The sequence below is a fragment of the Pedobacter panaciterrae genome (assembly GCF_013204795.1).
In the GTDB taxonomy this organism is placed as follows: Bacteria; Bacteroidota; Bacteroidia; order Sphingobacteriales; family Sphingobacteriaceae; genus Pedobacter; species Pedobacter panaciterrae.
On sequence record NZ_JABMKW010000008.1, the window covers coordinates 767,261 to 782,527 of the forward strand.

Here is a 15,267-nt window from a genome sequence, read left to right on the forward strand (position 1 = left end):
AATTACTTGTATTTAATTGTGTTATCTCCTGATGGTTCATCGTCCCCGCGCTCCAGAAAGTTGCCAAGGGCATCTAATTTATGGTTCCAGAATTTCCTGTACCGATTCAGCCATTTGTCGATTTCTTTTAGCTTATGTACATCAGCTCTGCAATAGCGCTCCCGGCCATCCTGCCTTACGATGATCAATCCGCACTCTTCCAGAATTTTGATGTGTTTGGATATGGCTGGCCTCGTGATGCTGAAATGTCCGGCAACGGCATTGAGGTTCAGGGACTGATCACTCAGTAAATCAATAATCTCGCGCCTGGTGGGGTCGGAGATTGCCTGAAATACGTCTCTTCTTAATTCCATATATTTGAAACCATGTGGTTACAAATATATAGGGTACCATTTGGTTACGCAAATTTAAAATCAAATTTTTTAGCAATCGTTTATATATTTATATTTCAATTTGCCATCTCATGAAATTCACCAGAATATCACCTCATCCAAGTCTAGAAAAGTTGATCGAATGCTACTGGATGATGCAGAGTGATGATCGCACTCCTCGGGTAGAGAAAATTATTCCTGACGGATTTACAGAGCTTATTTTTAACTACGGCAGCGTATATAAAGCCAAAATAAACGGATCCTGGTATACCCAAACACCAAACCTGCTGGCTGGGCAGATCAGCAGCAATTTTCATTTGGAGAATACCGCAGAGACCGGGTCTTTTGCCATTAAACTAAAACCTGCAGCACTTACCCAGCTCTTTGGTTTGAATATGGAATGCTATCTTGATCAGATTGTTGACCTGGATACCTTTCCTCATCAGGAGTTGGCTGGACTAAAGGATCGGTTTCTTCCTTTTGAAAACGAACAGATCCTTAAACAGTGTTTGGATGATCATTTCCTTGAGCTAAGCAAATCGGCCACTGAAAATCCATTAGAAGAAGAGCTAGAGCTTATCTTTGATTCAAACGGTAAGGCAAGTGTTAAGGATCTTTGCCTAGCAGGGAAGAAGAGTGAGCGTCAGCTCCAGCGGCTTTTTAAAAAGTACATAGGGCTTTCACCAAAATACTATGCACGGATCATCCGTTTCAATTATATCTTTCAATTGATCAGAGAGAAAAAGCGCAGTTGGGCAGATATTGTTTATGAATCAGGTTATTACGATCAATCTCATTTCATCCGCAATTTTAAAGCTTTTGCGGGAGAAGATCCCTCTGCTTATTTTTTTGAGACACCAAGCATGGCCAACTTCTTTCTTAATAAATGATTTCTGTAACCAACGTCGGTTTTGTACAATACATAAACATCCCTCAATCGTAATTTTGAAAGAAAAAGATTATGAAAATTCAACGATTCTCTTTCCTGATTTCTCTTATGTTTATTTTGGGCTTCAATAATATGGCTTGCGGACAGGAAAACACTGCTCAAAAATTTAAAAAGCTACAATGGCTGATCGGTAAGTGGCAACGCACAAATTCCAAACCCGGGCAATCGGGGTACGAAAACTGGTCAAAGGTGTCTGATACCAAACTTACAGGAAAGGGCGTAACGCTTAAGGGGAAGAAAGTTGTTTTTGTAGAACAACTGGAACTTAGCATCAAGGGAGACGATATTTTTTATATCGTTACTGTTACCGGTGATTCCGGGCCGGTTAATTTTAAGCTGACCGCCATTAGTAAAGACGCTTTTGTATGCGAAAACCCAGAGCATGACTTTCCGAAAAAGATTGCTTATACCCGGAAAGGTGGAACCGTAAAAGCAATCGTTTCCGGCAACGGGCAAACCCTTGACTATGAATTTATCAGTTCAGCTCTTAAAAAGAATTGATGGATTTATTTTTATTGTTGTTGTTGAATTTGCTGCATAAGCTCCAGATTCCGACGATAGCTGTTGCCTTGTGTAAGAGGGGCAGATACTACGATTGATTCATTCTCTTCGGCGAAAGGTTCTTGTGTATCTGATGTACCGTTGTCGTAACCAATAATTACCTGAACGGTGAGTTTATGATTGGATGGGCCTTTGTAAACGCCTTTTACCGGAGAACAGTCTGTGAAACTCCTGCCTAGCGCCAATCTTACATATGTTTCGTTAGCAATGCAGTTATTTGTCGGATCTAAACCCAGCCAGCCATAGTCGGGTATGTAAGCTTCTACCCAGGCATGAGTGGCGCCTTCTCCCCGAATTCCGTTTTTATTAGGGCAAATGTAGCCACTTACGTATTTCGCCGGGATTTTAGCCATACGCAACATCTGGCAGAGAATATGTGCGAAGTCCTGACATACACCTGATTTGATTTGCCAGATTTCATCGATCTGAGTCTGTACTGTTGTTACGCCTTGTATGTATTTGAAATGTTCATATACATATTGGCAATAGTCCATGGCTACACGATAGGGTGTTAAATCCGATTGTAGGAATTGTTCTGTAATCTTTTTGAGCTCACCAAGTTCATTAAAAGCTTCCCATTTCAGGTAATCAATGTAAGGAACCTGATATCGTAGTTTTTCAAGTTCCATCCACTGCATCTCACTGAACATGGTTTCTGAGGGGAGTTCTTTAGCAATGGTAGCAACGGTAAGTTCGGAATAGATTTCCAGTTCTCTGTGTCGCTCACTATAAGCAAAGAAGCCAATCTTATTGCCGTAATAGTCGGTAAATACATCTACTTTCGGGTTGCCCGAAATTTTAAGGGTGTGCTTAATTACGCTCTGAAATTGATCTTCAATGGGGTAGAGGATAATGTGGTTTACGCTTTCTCTTACCGGAGATTCGTAAGTGTATTTAGTGATGTGTTTTATTTTAAATTCCGGCATGGTGCTTAGTATATGTTGAAACAAGTTTGATTGAAGGCATTTCCTATGCCGTAGAGTTCGGATTTTATTTCCGCGAGGTAGAGGTGAAGGTCTCCTTTTTTTAAACCCTTTATAGAACTGTATTTTACTTTACTTTGGAGCCTGCCAATAAGGAAAGCAAGATTTCCTGCGGTAATGTGTCCGTCGCCTTTTAGTCTTTCAAAATATTTGAACAGCTGGTTGATGCAATAGATAACAGACCTCGGAAATTCATTGTTCAGCACAACCTGGTCAAGTACGTTTTCTGCTTCAAAACCTTGTCTATAGGTTTTTAGATACAGCTCGTAACCGCCTATAGAAAACAAAAGGTGTTTCCAGTAGTTGGTGTTTGTCAGTAAGTCCGGGTTGTGGTCTACCGAGCCAAATTTAATGTCCAATATATTTACCGATTGAATACTGCGCTCCAGATATTTTCCGATGCGCATAAAGCTACTTCCTTCGTTCCTCGCCATGGTGATTTCTGTAATGCCGTAAAAAAGCATTCCTTGTTTAATCAGAATGTCTAATACGGATATCGGGTCATCTTTTTTCAACATGGCGTTTAGCTTAGGGTCCTTTACTGTATGGTAATATTCGTTTAGGCACTGCCATACGTCTTTAGTAATGTGGTCCTGTACACTTCTTGCGTTTTCTCGTACTTGCGTGATGATGTTGAGGATGGAGTTGGGGTTCTCCTTGTCAATCACCATGTACTGCAACACCGTACGACTGTTAAATTCCATGGCCTCCAGTCTTTCGTCATTCCGATCGCAAAATAGGTGCATAACGGGACTCCATGAAAACTCTGCGATCGCATCTTGCGAGGAAGCATAATTTATTTTAAGCATGCGTAGCATGCCATCTGTTCTTTCGATATAACGGCTTAGCCAGTATAGGCTTTCAGCAACCCTGCTTAACATAGTAATTCTGTGTTTAATCTTATTGTTGTTTATTTAGAAAGTACCCAGGTGTCTTTACTGCCGCCTCCTTGAGAGCTGTTTACAACCAGCGAACCCTCTTTAAGTGCTACTCTTGTTAATCCTCCGGGAATAATGTCTATCCCATTGGGACCGCAAAGTGCAAACGGACGAAAATCGACCCTTCTGGGTTGTAATTTGCCTTGCATGTAACATGGCGAGGATGATAAGCTGATGGTAGGCTGTGCAATAAATTGTCGTGGATCTTTCAGTATTTCCAGCTTGTATGCTTCAATTTCTTCTTCCGTTGAAGCGTGTCCCATTAACATGCCATAGCCACCGCTGCCATTGGTTTGTTTAACAACCATACGGGAAATATTTTCGAATACATAGGCGCGCTCACTTGCGTTTCCTAACTGGTAAGTGGGTACATTTTTAAGTAAAGGTTCTTCATTCAGGTAATATTTTATCATGTCTGGCACATAGACGTATACCGCTTTGTCGTCGGCTACACCATTTCCTACCGCATTTACAATGGTCACATTTCCTTTTCTGTAAGCATTCATTAATCCGGCAACACCAAGTAAGCTGGTTGGATTAAAGGCTAGGGGATCAAGGTAGTCGTCATCTACTCTCCGGTAGATCACATTCACCTGCTGCAATCCGGCAGTAGTTTTCATATACACTTTGTGGTCTTCCACAATTAAATCAGGTCCCTCCACCAGCTCAATTCCCATTAAGCGGGCCAGCGTAGTATGTTCAAAATACGCTGAGTTGAAACTGCCCGGACTCAACAAAACTATTGTCGGATCGGCAACGTCATGTGGTGCAAGTGAAAGCAGATTGTTGTAGAGGACTGTAGGATATTCAATCACGCTTCTTACTTTACATTGAGGTAAAAGATCCGGGAATAGACGTTTGGTAATTTCCCTGTTTTCCAGCATGTAGCTAACCCCAGAAGGAGTGCGGACATTGTCTTCAAGGATATAATAAGTTCCGTCGTTGTCCCTGATTAGGTCAATCCCGGCAATGTGTATATAGATGTCGTGAGGTACTTTTACATTGACCATCTCTCGTAAAAAATGAGGACAAGAGTAAATTACATCGATGGGAACAATCCCGTCTTTAATGATAAACTGGTCGCTATATACATCTTTCAGAAAAAGGTTCAGGGCAGTAACCCGCTGCTTAATTCCTTTTTCTATAAAAGACCATTCATCAGCAGTAATAATTCTGGGAATGATATCGAAAGGGAAGATCTTTTCTATGCCTTCGCCGCTATTGTATACGGTAAAGGTGATGCCTTGGCTCATGAAAAGTGCTTTGGATAGTTCTTCTTTTTTGTTGAGCTCTTCGGTCGACTCCAGATCGAGGTAGTTCATTACAGTTTTGTACTCTTCTCTTACCGTTTCTGAGTCATTAAACATTTCATCCCAAGTGTTTTTGGGTAGATCGTATGATTTTGTGTAGCTTTTTGTTTCCATATTCGATCATTTTATGTTAAAATCTTCTGAAATATAGTTATATCTTTATTTAAATTGATTATTAAATCAAATAAAATGTTATTTTACTTTATTTAATCATTTTTTTGGTGTTAAAATTTATTTTTTAGTCTTTTTTTGTTTTGTATCTATTTTAAATTGATTTATTGTTGTTTTTTATTTGATATTTTAAATATTTATGAAGTTTGAAGTTTCTGCTAGGATAGTTTATGAGGTAATTTCGTCTTCAACATTGATCTTGAATGTGCAGCCGGTTAAATCTGCGGGACAGTTTCTTGTAGAAGAGCATATGGAGCTGAATCAGCAACTGAAAATGAGAGAGTTGTTTTCAATTTCCGGTGAAAAGAGGTTCAAAATCATAGAAATTCCTGATGCGGGAAACTTAATTATTCATTATCGGGCATTAGTAGAAACAGAAGTCCGTGCGGTTGAGGCAGAACATTTGGATGATATACCCATTGGCAACATGCCGGTTAGCGCTTTGTCGTATTTAAATCCCAGCAGGTACTGTCAATCCGACAAGTTATATAAGTTCGCATTTCACAAATTTGGGCACATCGATCATGCTTTTTATAAGGTTATGGCTATACGTGATTGGATTTATGCCAACGTAGAATACAGTGGAGGCTATACAAATGCCCAAACATCTTCATATGATACGATTACGGAGCAAATAGGGGTATGTCGTGATTTTGCGCATTTAGGCATTGCTTTGTGCAGGGCGTTAACCATCCCGGCAAGATATTACACTGGTTATGCATATCAATTGCAGCCTGCAGATTTCCATGCCTGTTTTGAGGCTTATATTGGTGGTTACTGGATTATTGTAGATGCAACCAAACTTGTTCCGTTAAATGGACTAGTTAAGATTGCTACTGGAGTTGATGCCACTGACACCGCATTTGCTAGTATATTCGGGAATTTGCAGTTTGTAAGTTTAGATGTTACCGCAAATTTAATTGATAGTGAGTTTCGTTATATAGATCAGTATACTGCAGAACAGGGGTATACTTATATTTAATATGGCTTTGATGAGATCCTATTTCAATATGTTAAGAATTGCGTAATTTAGAAGATATTGACTAATCCCTTCAAGATGAAAGTAATTTTATGCTTAATTGTAATTAGCATGACTTTAAACGTGCACTCTCAATCTTACCATTCAGATGAATTGGAAGTAGTAGCTGAGTTTGGTCAGTCACAGCCCATCGGTGTTAGCGTTTCTTCTACCAACAGACTCTTCGTTTCATTTCCCAAAAGAGAACCCTACCGGTATGGATTAATTGAGATTGTAAATGGAAAGTATGTTGCTTATCCCGATGAGCGCTGGAATCGGAAAGAGGGAAAGGCAACAGAAACCTTTTTAAATGTTCAGGACATTTACATCGATACGAAAGACCAACTGTGGGTATTGGACCCTAAACCTGATCAGCATAAATTTAAATTGGTACAGATAGACCTTAAAAGTAATCAGGTGAAAAGAGTTTATCAGTTTGACGACCTGGCAAAAGATAAATCAGCATTAAATGATGTTAGAGTCGATACAGATAAACAATTAGCTTACCTTTCAGATCCCGGTCAGGCGGCGATTGTGGTATTAGATCTTAAAAGCGGTAAAACAAGGCTGGCACTTCAAAATAAGCCTCAAACATTAGCCGTTCCCGGATTTAGTTTGTCTTACGGGGGAAAGACAATGGCAGACAAAAATGGAAATATCTTTAAATCCAATGTAAATGGGATTGCAATAACTAAGGACAATAAGTTCTTTTATTTCAGACCAATCAACACCATGCATCTTTATCGTGTGGAAACAAAATATCTTGCAGATGCAAAATTAACAGCTGATGAATTGTCTGAATATGTTCAGGATTTAGGCGAAACAGGAGTTTGCCACGGTATGGAAGCAGATAAAACCGGCAATATCTATCTCACTTCTTCTACAGATTATAGTATAAAATATTTTAACCCAAAGGGTGAATTGATAACACTGGTACAGGATAGCCGGTTAATATGGCCTGATTCTTTAGGAATTGGCAGCGACGGATATTTGTATTTCTCTTGTGCTCAGATGAACCGTTTACCACAATGGAATGATGGTATGAATAAAACCAGCTATCCTTATCGCATTTATCGGGTGAAACTTCCAAAATAGCCTTGGCTCTTGTAAGCAATAAATTACAAACAATCCTATCCTGTTTTAGTCTGATGACTTTTCAACAAAATATAATATCATATGTTTGTAACATAACTTTTAATCGAATCTAAAAAGAAAACGGAATGTATTTACAACGATTTTTTTATCTGTTTCTTATCATTTTGATGATCAGTAGTTGCGGGATCAGCAGAAAAGCGAAACATCAGGAAACCTCATTTGACAATGGCATCAAGCAGATTAAGCACGTGGTGGTTATTTATATGGAAAACCATAGTTTCGATAATCTTTACGGTGAATTCAAAGGTGCAAATGGTATTGAAAATGCCAAAAGAGGAAATTTTGTACAGGTTGACAAAGATGGAAAACCTTATAAGTACCTTCCTGAGATTCCGAGAAACAACTCTTTCCCAACCAATCTGCCAAATCAGTTATTTAATATAGACCAATACGTTCCGTCTGACAAGACAACGCCTGATGTTACTCACCGTTTTTTTCACAATCAGTTGCAAATTAACGGAGGAAAGATGGATAAGTTCGCGGTATATAATGACTCCAAAGGACTGGCGATGGGTTATTATAACACGGAAAAATTACCCCTTTATCCGATAGCTCAAAAATACACACTGTGTGATAATTTTTTTCAGAGTGTTTATGGCGGCTCTTATTTTAACCACGTTTATATGATTTCTGCGGCTGTGCCGGTTTGGCCGGATGCCCCTAAATCAATGATCGCAAAAGTTGATGCTGATGGTAAAATGATAGAGGATGGGATAGTTACTCCGGATGGATATGTTGTGAATCATGTCCTTTCACGAAACAAGCCTTACCCGCCCAAATCAGATACTTCCAAATTACTGCCATCTCAGACGATGCCGACTATTGGTGATAAACTGAGCGAAAAAAATATATCATGGGCATGGTATTCTGAGGGATGGGACGATGCAGTAGCAGGAAAGAAGAATAATTTTGCCTATAATCATGAACCATTCCTATATTTTGCCCAATATGAAGAGGGTACAGAAGGCCGAAAACATATGAAAGACCAAAATGATTTCATTGAGGCAGCGAAAGAAGGTGCCCTTCCAAGTGTTTCCTTTGTGAAACCAGGCGGGGGAAATGATGAACATCCGGGAGGTTCTGCGGTATATTCTTCAGAACAACTGGCAGTTAACCTGATTAATGCGGTATTGGAGGGACCAAATGCAAAGGATGCATTGGTTATTCTGACCTATGATGAGTTTGGTGGTTTTTTTGATCATGTAACCCCACCGGTTATCGATCGATGGGGCCCTGGTAGCCGTATTCCTGCAATTATTATAGGGCCATTTGCCAAAAAGGGCGTTGTAGATCACACGCAGTATGAAACAGTAAGCATTCTTTCTTTTATAGAGCATAGATGGGGAATAGAGCCATTGGCCGAAAGGGATAAAAATGCGAACCCGTTCAGGAATGCGCTGGTGTTTAAATAAGTTACTGTTAATCAGGAGGAGGGATATGTTATGTATAAGAAGATTGGAATAGTAGCAATTCTGTTTACAGGGCTATTTATTGTAAGCTTTACCTCCGTTAATTCGAATAAAACAGAACAAATACCAGCCAGTCTGCGTGAACGAAAAATCCAAAAAGAAGTTTTAAGTCAGATTATATCCTTCCAGGAGTATGTAAAAGATACCTTGTTTTTTGAGGTCAGTAAAGAAAAGGTTGACGGACGCAGCGTTCAGCAAGCCTTTTTAAAATCAAGGCTGCTATTCAAAAAATTTGAATGGGCGGCAGAGTATTTTACTGCCGACTTAACTAAGAGGTTAAATGGCCCTCCAGTACAAGAGATCGAAAATGCGGATTTACTAGAGCCTTCTTTAGCCCGTGCTATTGATCCAATGGGGCTCCAGGTGATAGAGCAATTTATCTATCCGAAGTATGATACAGCCGGAAAAAAAGAGTTGATCAGCGAAGTCAAACATTTAATCACAAGTACGGACTATCTGATTTCTTATTTCGCTGATCATCAGTTTGCGGATTGGCGAATATTAGATGCTGCCAAGTTAGAGGTATTCAGGATAATCACTTTGGGAATTACCGGATTTGACAATTTCCTTTCTTTGAACAGTATGAAAGAATCGTCCGAATCCTTAAAAAGCCTACGGGGTATCCTTTCTCTCTATACCAGTAAAAAGGAAAAAACGACTTTACTGCAGGATCTGAGTGCCTCAATTGAATATCTTAATCATAACCCTGATTTTGATTCCTTCGACAGAGCAACATTTATTACAAGTTTCGGGAATGAGATCAGCTCCGGGATAGCACAGTTGGAGCAGAATTTATCGGGCGATAAAATTAAATATAACCGAATGCTTAGGCAGGAGGTGAGTACATTATTTGATTCGGATGCATTTAATGTAGAGGCATTTTCACCAGGCCCTGAATACGGTATAACCGATGCTAAAGTGGGGTTAGGGGAAAAACTTTTTTATGATCCATTGTTATCCGGTACCGGCACAAGAAGCTGTGCCTCATGCCATAATCCCGATTTAGCATTTACAGACGGATTGGCTAAGCATACAGATGTTCATGTTCCTTCAAAACTGCTGACAAGGAATGTACCCACATTACTCAACGCGGCTTTACAATCAAATTATTTCTATGATATGAGGGCGTTAACGTTGGAGGATCAGGTGCGTGATGTAGTCAGTAGTAAACAGGAGATGGATGGCTCAATGGATGTGATCATAAAATATGTTTCTGCAGATAAATCATATCAGTCGTTATTCGCAACGGCTTTTTCTGAAAAGACCGGAAAAGGAATCAGTTCAGACCAAGTGACAAATGCCCTTGCTTGCTATATTCGCAGCTTAACAAAACTCAATAGCCGGTTTGATGAATATATGCGTGGTAACAGAGGCGCCTTGTCAAACCAGGAATTGAAAGGCTTTAATTTATTTATGGGAAAAGCAAAATGTGCCACCTGTCATTTCGCTCCTTTATTTAATGGGGCTACTCCCCCAAAATACGTGGAGAGCGAAACGGAAGTGCTGGGCGTTCCTGTGTCTGCGGCGGATTCGACGCTGGACTCGGATCTGGGTTATTATAGCGTGATTGGTGTTGATTCTTATAAAAATGCTTTTAAAGTTCCCACTATTCGGAATATCAATAAAACTGCGCCTTATATGCACAATGGAGCGTATAAGACTTTAGATGAGGTAATGGAATTTTATAACAATGGGGGAGGTGCAGGCTTAGGAATGCATCTTTCTAATCAAACGCTTTCCGAAGAAAGCCTGCATCTCACTGAAAAAGAAAAAGAGGATATCATTGTTTTTATGAAGAGTCTGGAAAGTAAGTAAGATCGCTGTCGGCTCGCTATTTTTAATAGAAAATGTTCATGCAAAAAAAACATTACTAATAGTCAAATTATCGGTGGTATTAAGCCAGCTATAGTTTAATCTTTACGCTAAACTAGTATAATAGACTATGGGAATGAAGAATTTAGGGATGACGTTGATTGGTTTTCTTTGTTTAAGCAGTGGAATGGTTTCATTAGCACAAGAACCAGTTCAATCCCTTAATGAATTATTAAGAGGTATAAACGGTTCATTAAGATTGTCGGTAAAGGAATTTGATGGGACAGACTTAATATCCGAACATCCATTTAGCAAAGAGTTATTGCGGACAAAAACAGGTAACTGGAGTATGCAATTTAAAGCAAGTTCAGTTTCGAAGCATCCCGAAGTTATGGATGTTTCTACGTCATTTCGCTTAAACAGTGGTATTGCTAAATCATCAGCAGTTTCAGTTTCCTTTGATTTTAGTAAATGGAATCCAGAAAACTATGTGTTAGTACCTGCTTCTGTTTACAATGGAAACCGATACAGAGCAATTGGAAACAGTTATAGTCCACAATATCCAAAGGATATGTACTATAACCCTTCCGTGCCACTTACTATTTCTAACAATCCCCGACTTTCAATTGAATCAAATAAAGCCTCATTTGTAGAGTTGACAACAGGAAATGTGGCTACGCCCGCGCTGTGTTTTTTCTCAAAAACGGAACAAAAAGGATTTATTGTACTTACTGAACAAATGACCAGATTGGGTAGCAGCGGATTAACCATTACGGAAAATGCTGCAAAAGACAGCTGTTCTTTCAGTATTTCTGCACCTGCAGTTCGTAAAATGGCAACCGGCTTTGGTGATTTTCACATAAGTGGTGACAAAGCACCCGATTGGAATCCTGGTGATGAGATAACATTAAACTTCAAATTATACGTTTTTAATGCTGCAAGTATTCCAGACCTTTTAAAGAAGTTTATGCAGGTACGCAAAGCGCTTTCAGGTTTAAACCACCCTCGTAATATAATACCTATGAGTAAATTGTTTGAAGCAGCTACAAATATATGTAGAGGAAACTTTGTTGATGTTCCTGCAGGATCATTTTATAGACCTGAAAACAATAAGACTTTTCAGCTTGGATGGGTTAGCGGAATGATGAATACCTATCCAATGTTAGCCCTTAATGATAAAAAGGAGAGAGAAAGGGTTATTGCCGAATTGGATTTTGTGGTAAATAAATTACAAGGAAAAAGCGGATATTTTTATGGGGGAATTACAGCTGGCGGCGAAATTATCCCAGAAAAGATGTCTCCTGATTTTAAACCAATTCAGGCAATGGTAAGGAAAAATGCTGATGCGTTGCTTTGGCTCATAAAACATATGCAACTGTTAAAAGCTCAGGGCTATGGAAAAAGTGTTAAGCCGGAATGGGAAAATGCAGCTAAAAAGCTCGCTGCTGCCTTTGCAAATACCTGGAATAAAGATGGAGAATTTGGTCAGTACGTTGTTCCTGAAATGGGCGAGATTGCTGTATTTAATTCAACGGCTGGAGCTATTGTTCCGGCAGGCTTAGCAATGGCATCCGATTATTTTCGCAATAAGGAATGGATGAAGGTGGCTCAGGATGCAGCTAAATTTTATTATCAGCGGGATGTTGAAAAGCAAGGTTTAACAGGAGGTCATTGTGGAGATATATCTCAAGATGCTGATTCTGAATCCGCATTTGGGTTCTTAGAGTCATTAATGGCTTTGTATTATTACACCGGAAAAAAAGAATGGTTAAATAGGGCAGAAGTTCAAGCTGCATTAGGTGCTACGTGGACGTTTTCTTATGACCCTGTTTTTCCTCCAAATAGTGAAATAGGAAAGCTTAAGAGCAATATGGCCGGCGCTATTTGGGCCAGTATTCAAAATAAGCATGCGGCTCCCGGCATTTGCACGGCTTCAGGAGATTATATCTTTAAGCTGTTCAGGGCTACAGGTAATCCGCTATATGCAGATTTGATCAGAGATATTCAGCATGCACATGCCGAAGCAGTAAATATGCCGGGCCATTTAACAACCAATAACCTGATTGGTTCTTCAATGGAAAGAATTCAGCTAAGTGATGCTGAAGGGAAAGGAAGTATTGGTAATTTTATAAACACGCGTAACTCGTGGACAGAAACAAATGGGGTGCTGATGGCTTTGGAAATCCCTGGCATTTATCTTAATATGAATCATAAAAAATTATACGTTTTTGATCATGTTAAAGCTCAGGTATTATCAGTTGATAAATCAGGGATTACCGTTCAACTCAAAAATGAAACAGAATACGATGCAAATGTGTCGATAATGGCCGAAACTGAAAAACAGGCCATAAAACCCTTAAGTTATACGGCATTTTTAAGATGGCCTAAAGTTAAGGTTAGAACTGGCGAGACTATAAAGATTAAAGTTAACCCTGCTAAGGGCATAACAATGCTATAATTATGAAGGAGATAAATAAATTGGTTCTGGGTACTGCCGGACTTGGCGGGATATGGAGGGAGATTGATGTTCAGGAATCAATATTGACAATTTTGGATGCCCTTAAATACCGAATAGCGGCTATAGACACTGCTCCTGCCTACGGAGATGCGGAAGAACTTGTAGGAAAAGCTTTAAATCAATGGACTGGCAAAAGACCGTTGATTAGTACAAAAGTGGGTCGCTTAAAAGGTTATAGGGTTGATGAAGCACACTATGATTACACCGTCGATGGCATGAAAAGGAGTGTGGAAAACAGCTTAAAATCATTAAACATTCCGATTATAGACATTCTGTTTTTACATGACCCTGCTGCAATTCCTCCATCGGATATAGAACAGGTTTTGAAGCAGATGGAATTCTTTATGCATCAAGGCTATGCAAAAAGAATTGGTTTGGGGGGTAACGCACCCGAATGGTTTGAACCCTATTTTAAATCTAACCAATTCGATGTGATTATGGAATATAACAGGCTTAATGCTTGTTGTATTGATGCTTTGAACAGTGCTATCCCTTTTTGCAGAGAGAATAGCAGAAAATATTACGCGGCCAGTCCTTTAAACATGGGATTGTTGGGTAGTAGTTTTTCTGAATTCACAACCTCTCCTCCCAACTGGCTCGGGGTAAAAAATATTGAGCAGGCAAAAAGAGTTAATTCAATAGCAGATAAATATAACCTTTCATTACAGGAGCTTGCGCATCGATTTCTTTTAACCATTCCAGCTGAGTTTAAAATTGTAATTGGCGCTGCAGACAGGATGCAATTAAGGGATACCCTTGATGCAATGAAATTGGGTGAATTGCCTACGGAAATTTATGATGAGATACTACTAACGCTTAATCGACAATAGATGTACGACATAGATAATGAGATTTTTAATATAAAAAGAATTAGGATAAGAGTTCTAGAGCAGGTTGCTGCGGTAATTCCTTTTCAGGATGCTACTATGGGGCCTTTCCCTAATTTCGGGATATCAATTATAACTATAGAGGATGAGGAGGGGAATTTGGGAGAAGCCCCGGTTTATAACAGCTATATGAACATTCTGGAATCCTGTATTTTTCCAATACTTTTTCATAGCCGATCGGTTCCCTATAAAGTGTTTTATCCTAAATTATATTGGTCTATTAGAAATGAAGGATTTAAAGGTGCGGCAGGTGCAATATTGGGCCAGGTAGATATGGCTTTGTACGATTTAGCCGCAAGGCGTAGAAAAGTTCCATTGTATAGATATATTGGCAGTATTCAAAATGACGTGAAAATGTATGGTAGCGGAGGAGGAACCAATTATACACTCCAGGAACTGGAAACCGAAGTGAGTTTTTTGATGAATAAAGGTGTTGACTGCTACAAAATGAAGATTGGAAAAGACTTTGGAACAAAAATAAATGAGGATATTGAAAGAGTGAAATTTGTAAAGAGTTTGGCCGGTAATAAAATGAAGATCGCAGCGGATGTAAATCAGATTTGGAATTGTAATGATGTGTTTAAATTTGTTGATGCCATTGGAGAAGAAAATTTATGTTGGTTAGAAGAGCCTATACATTCAGCTGCTTATGATCAAATTGAACTACTTTGTAAAAAATTATCAGTTACTGTAGCTTATGGAGAATCCGAGCGGACATCAAAGATCTTCCCAACCCTTGTTGATTCCGGAGTTGGACACTTACAGCCTGTTCCAACACAATTAGGTGGAATGAAAGAGTGGATGGAAATAAGAGACCTTTGCGAAAATAAAAATTTGCAATTCTCTTCTGGTGGATATTCCCTATATTCAGCGTTTCTCATGACTTCCGCAAATAGGGATAGCATGATTGAGTACTTGTATCCGCTGATGTATGGGTTAGAAAAATATTTTTTAGTCAGACCAGTATGGGAAAACGGTAGATTTTACTTGTCCGAAATAGAGGGGCTGCCAGTAAGAATTGATTGGGATTATTGTTATAAAGAAAATAAGATAGTACAAGAGCGGTTATGGGAAAAACAAAATGTTTCAATATATAACCCTGTTGTTTCTATGTAGCTAAGGGAC

Annotated in this window: 13 protein-coding genes; 9 read left to right on the forward strand and 4 right to left on the reverse strand. The window is 39.2% G+C overall.

Annotated features, from left to right (window positions below):
* Positions 1 to 2 precede the first annotated feature (2 nt).
* On the reverse strand, positions 3 to 353 hold the full coding sequence (locus HQN86_RS05570) for an ArsR/SmtB family transcription factor (RefSeq protein WP_172660006.1): 351 nt from the start codon (positions 351 to 353) through the stop codon (positions 3 to 5).
* Positions 354 to 463: 110 nt separating this feature from the next.
* Between HQN86_RS05570 and HQN86_RS05575 the strand changes: the two genes are divergently transcribed.
* Both HQN86_RS05575 and HQN86_RS05580 read left to right on the forward strand, forming a co-directional pair.
* The gene (locus tag HQN86_RS05575) at positions 464 to 1,261 is read left to right on the forward strand and encodes a helix-turn-helix domain-containing protein (RefSeq protein ID WP_172660007.1); all 798 of its coding nucleotides are present in this window, start codon (positions 464 to 466) and stop codon (positions 1,259 to 1,261) included.
* 71 nt (positions 1,262 to 1,332) lie between these two features.
* Entirely contained in the window at positions 1,333 to 1,821 is a 489-nt protein-coding gene (locus HQN86_RS05580; RefSeq protein WP_172660008.1) for a DUF6265 family protein, read from the forward strand.
* Positions 1,822 to 1,832: 11 nt separating this feature from the next.
* Here the strand turns inward: HQN86_RS05580 and HQN86_RS05585 are convergent, their stop codons facing one another.
* From HQN86_RS05585 to HQN86_RS05595, 3 genes are read right to left on the reverse strand one after another with little or no spacing between them, the layout of a single operon-like run.
* Positions 1,833 to 2,807, reverse strand: coding sequence for a transglutaminase family protein (locus HQN86_RS05585; protein WP_172660009.1), 975 nt, complete (start codon positions 2,805 to 2,807; stop codon positions 1,833 to 1,835).
* Positions 2,808 to 2,812: 5 nt separating this feature from the next.
* Positions 2,813 to 3,745, reverse strand: coding sequence for an alpha-E domain-containing protein (locus HQN86_RS05590; RefSeq protein WP_172660010.1), 933 nt, complete (start codon positions 3,743 to 3,745; stop codon positions 2,813 to 2,815).
* A gap of 29 nt (positions 3,746 to 3,774) precedes the next feature.
* Positions 3,775 to 5,226, reverse strand: a complete 1,452-nt coding sequence (locus tag HQN86_RS05595) for a circularly permuted type 2 ATP-grasp protein (RefSeq protein WP_172660011.1) — start codon at positions 5,224 to 5,226, stop codon at positions 3,775 to 3,777.
* 196 nt (positions 5,227 to 5,422) lie between these two features.
* On the opposite strand from HQN86_RS05595, the gene HQN86_RS05600 reads away from it, so the two are divergent.
* From HQN86_RS05600 to HQN86_RS05630, 7 genes are all read left to right on the forward strand, one after another.
* Positions 5,423 to 6,265, forward strand: a complete 843-nt coding sequence (locus HQN86_RS05600; RefSeq protein ID WP_172660012.1) for a transglutaminase-like domain-containing protein — start codon at positions 5,423 to 5,425, stop codon at positions 6,263 to 6,265.
* Between the two features lie 75 nt (positions 6,266 to 6,340).
* A complete protein-coding gene (locus HQN86_RS05605; RefSeq protein ID WP_172660013.1) occupies positions 6,341 to 7,396 on the forward strand; it encodes an L-dopachrome tautomerase-related protein in 1,056 nt (351 codons plus the stop codon).
* 125 nt (positions 7,397 to 7,521) lie between these two features.
* Positions 7,522 to 8,868, forward strand: coding sequence for an acid phosphatase (gene acpA / locus HQN86_RS05610; protein WP_172660014.1), 1,347 nt, complete (start codon positions 7,522 to 7,524; stop codon positions 8,866 to 8,868).
* Positions 8,869 to 8,898: 30 nt separating this feature from the next.
* Positions 8,899 to 10,740, forward strand: a complete 1,842-nt coding sequence (locus tag HQN86_RS05615; RefSeq protein ID WP_172660015.1) for a cytochrome-c peroxidase — start codon at positions 8,899 to 8,901, stop codon at positions 10,738 to 10,740.
* 127 nt (positions 10,741 to 10,867) lie between these two features.
* Positions 10,868 to 13,195, forward strand: coding sequence for a hypothetical protein (locus tag HQN86_RS05620; protein WP_172660016.1), 2,328 nt, complete (start codon positions 10,868 to 10,870; stop codon positions 13,193 to 13,195).
* Positions 13,196 to 13,197: 2 nt separating this feature from the next.
* On the forward strand, positions 13,198 to 14,085 hold the full coding sequence (locus HQN86_RS05625) for an aldo/keto reductase (protein WP_172660017.1): 888 nt from the start codon (positions 13,198 to 13,200) through the stop codon (positions 14,083 to 14,085).
* Complete coding sequence (locus tag HQN86_RS05630; RefSeq protein WP_172660018.1) at positions 14,086 to 15,258, forward strand: enolase C-terminal domain-like protein; 1,173 nt, start codon at positions 14,086 to 14,088, stop codon at positions 15,256 to 15,258.
* Positions 15,259 to 15,267 lie beyond the last annotated feature (9 nt).

Bases quoted from the DNA above. Each gene is read 5' to 3' on its own strand.
- HQN86_RS05570 (WP_172660006.1), bottom strand. From the start codon at position 353: ATGGAATTAAGAAGAGACGTATTTCAGGCAATCTCCGACCCCACCAGG.
- HQN86_RS05575 (WP_172660007.1), top strand. From the start codon at position 464: ATGAAATTCACCAGAATATCACCTCATCCAAGTCTAGAAAAGTTGATC.
- HQN86_RS05580 (WP_172660008.1), top strand. From the start codon at position 1,333: ATGAAAATTCAACGATTCTCTTTCCTGATTTCTCTTATGTTTATTTTG.
- HQN86_RS05585 (WP_172660009.1), bottom strand. From the start codon at position 2,807: ATGCCGGAATTTAAAATAAAACACATCACTAAATACACTTACGAATCT.
- HQN86_RS05590 (WP_172660010.1), bottom strand. From the start codon at position 3,745: ATGTTAAGCAGGGTTGCTGAAAGCCTATACTGGCTAAGCCGTTATATC.
- HQN86_RS05595 (WP_172660011.1), bottom strand. From the start codon at position 5,226: ATGGAAACAAAAAGCTACACAAAATCATACGATCTACCCAAAAACACT.
- HQN86_RS05600 (WP_172660012.1), top strand. From the start codon at position 5,423: ATGAAGTTTGAAGTTTCTGCTAGGATAGTTTATGAGGTAATTTCGTCT.
- HQN86_RS05605 (WP_172660013.1), top strand. From the start codon at position 6,341: ATGAAAGTAATTTTATGCTTAATTGTAATTAGCATGACTTTAAACGTG.
- acpA (WP_172660014.1), top strand. From the start codon at position 7,522: ATGTATTTACAACGATTTTTTTATCTGTTTCTTATCATTTTGATGATC.
- HQN86_RS05615 (WP_172660015.1), top strand. From the start codon at position 8,899: ATGTATAAGAAGATTGGAATAGTAGCAATTCTGTTTACAGGGCTATTT.
- HQN86_RS05620 (WP_172660016.1), top strand. From the start codon at position 10,868: ATGGGAATGAAGAATTTAGGGATGACGTTGATTGGTTTTCTTTGTTTA.
- HQN86_RS05625 (WP_172660017.1), top strand. From the start codon at position 13,198: ATGAAGGAGATAAATAAATTGGTTCTGGGTACTGCCGGACTTGGCGGG.
- HQN86_RS05630 (WP_172660018.1), top strand. From the start codon at position 14,086: ATGTACGACATAGATAATGAGATTTTTAATATAAAAAGAATTAGGATA.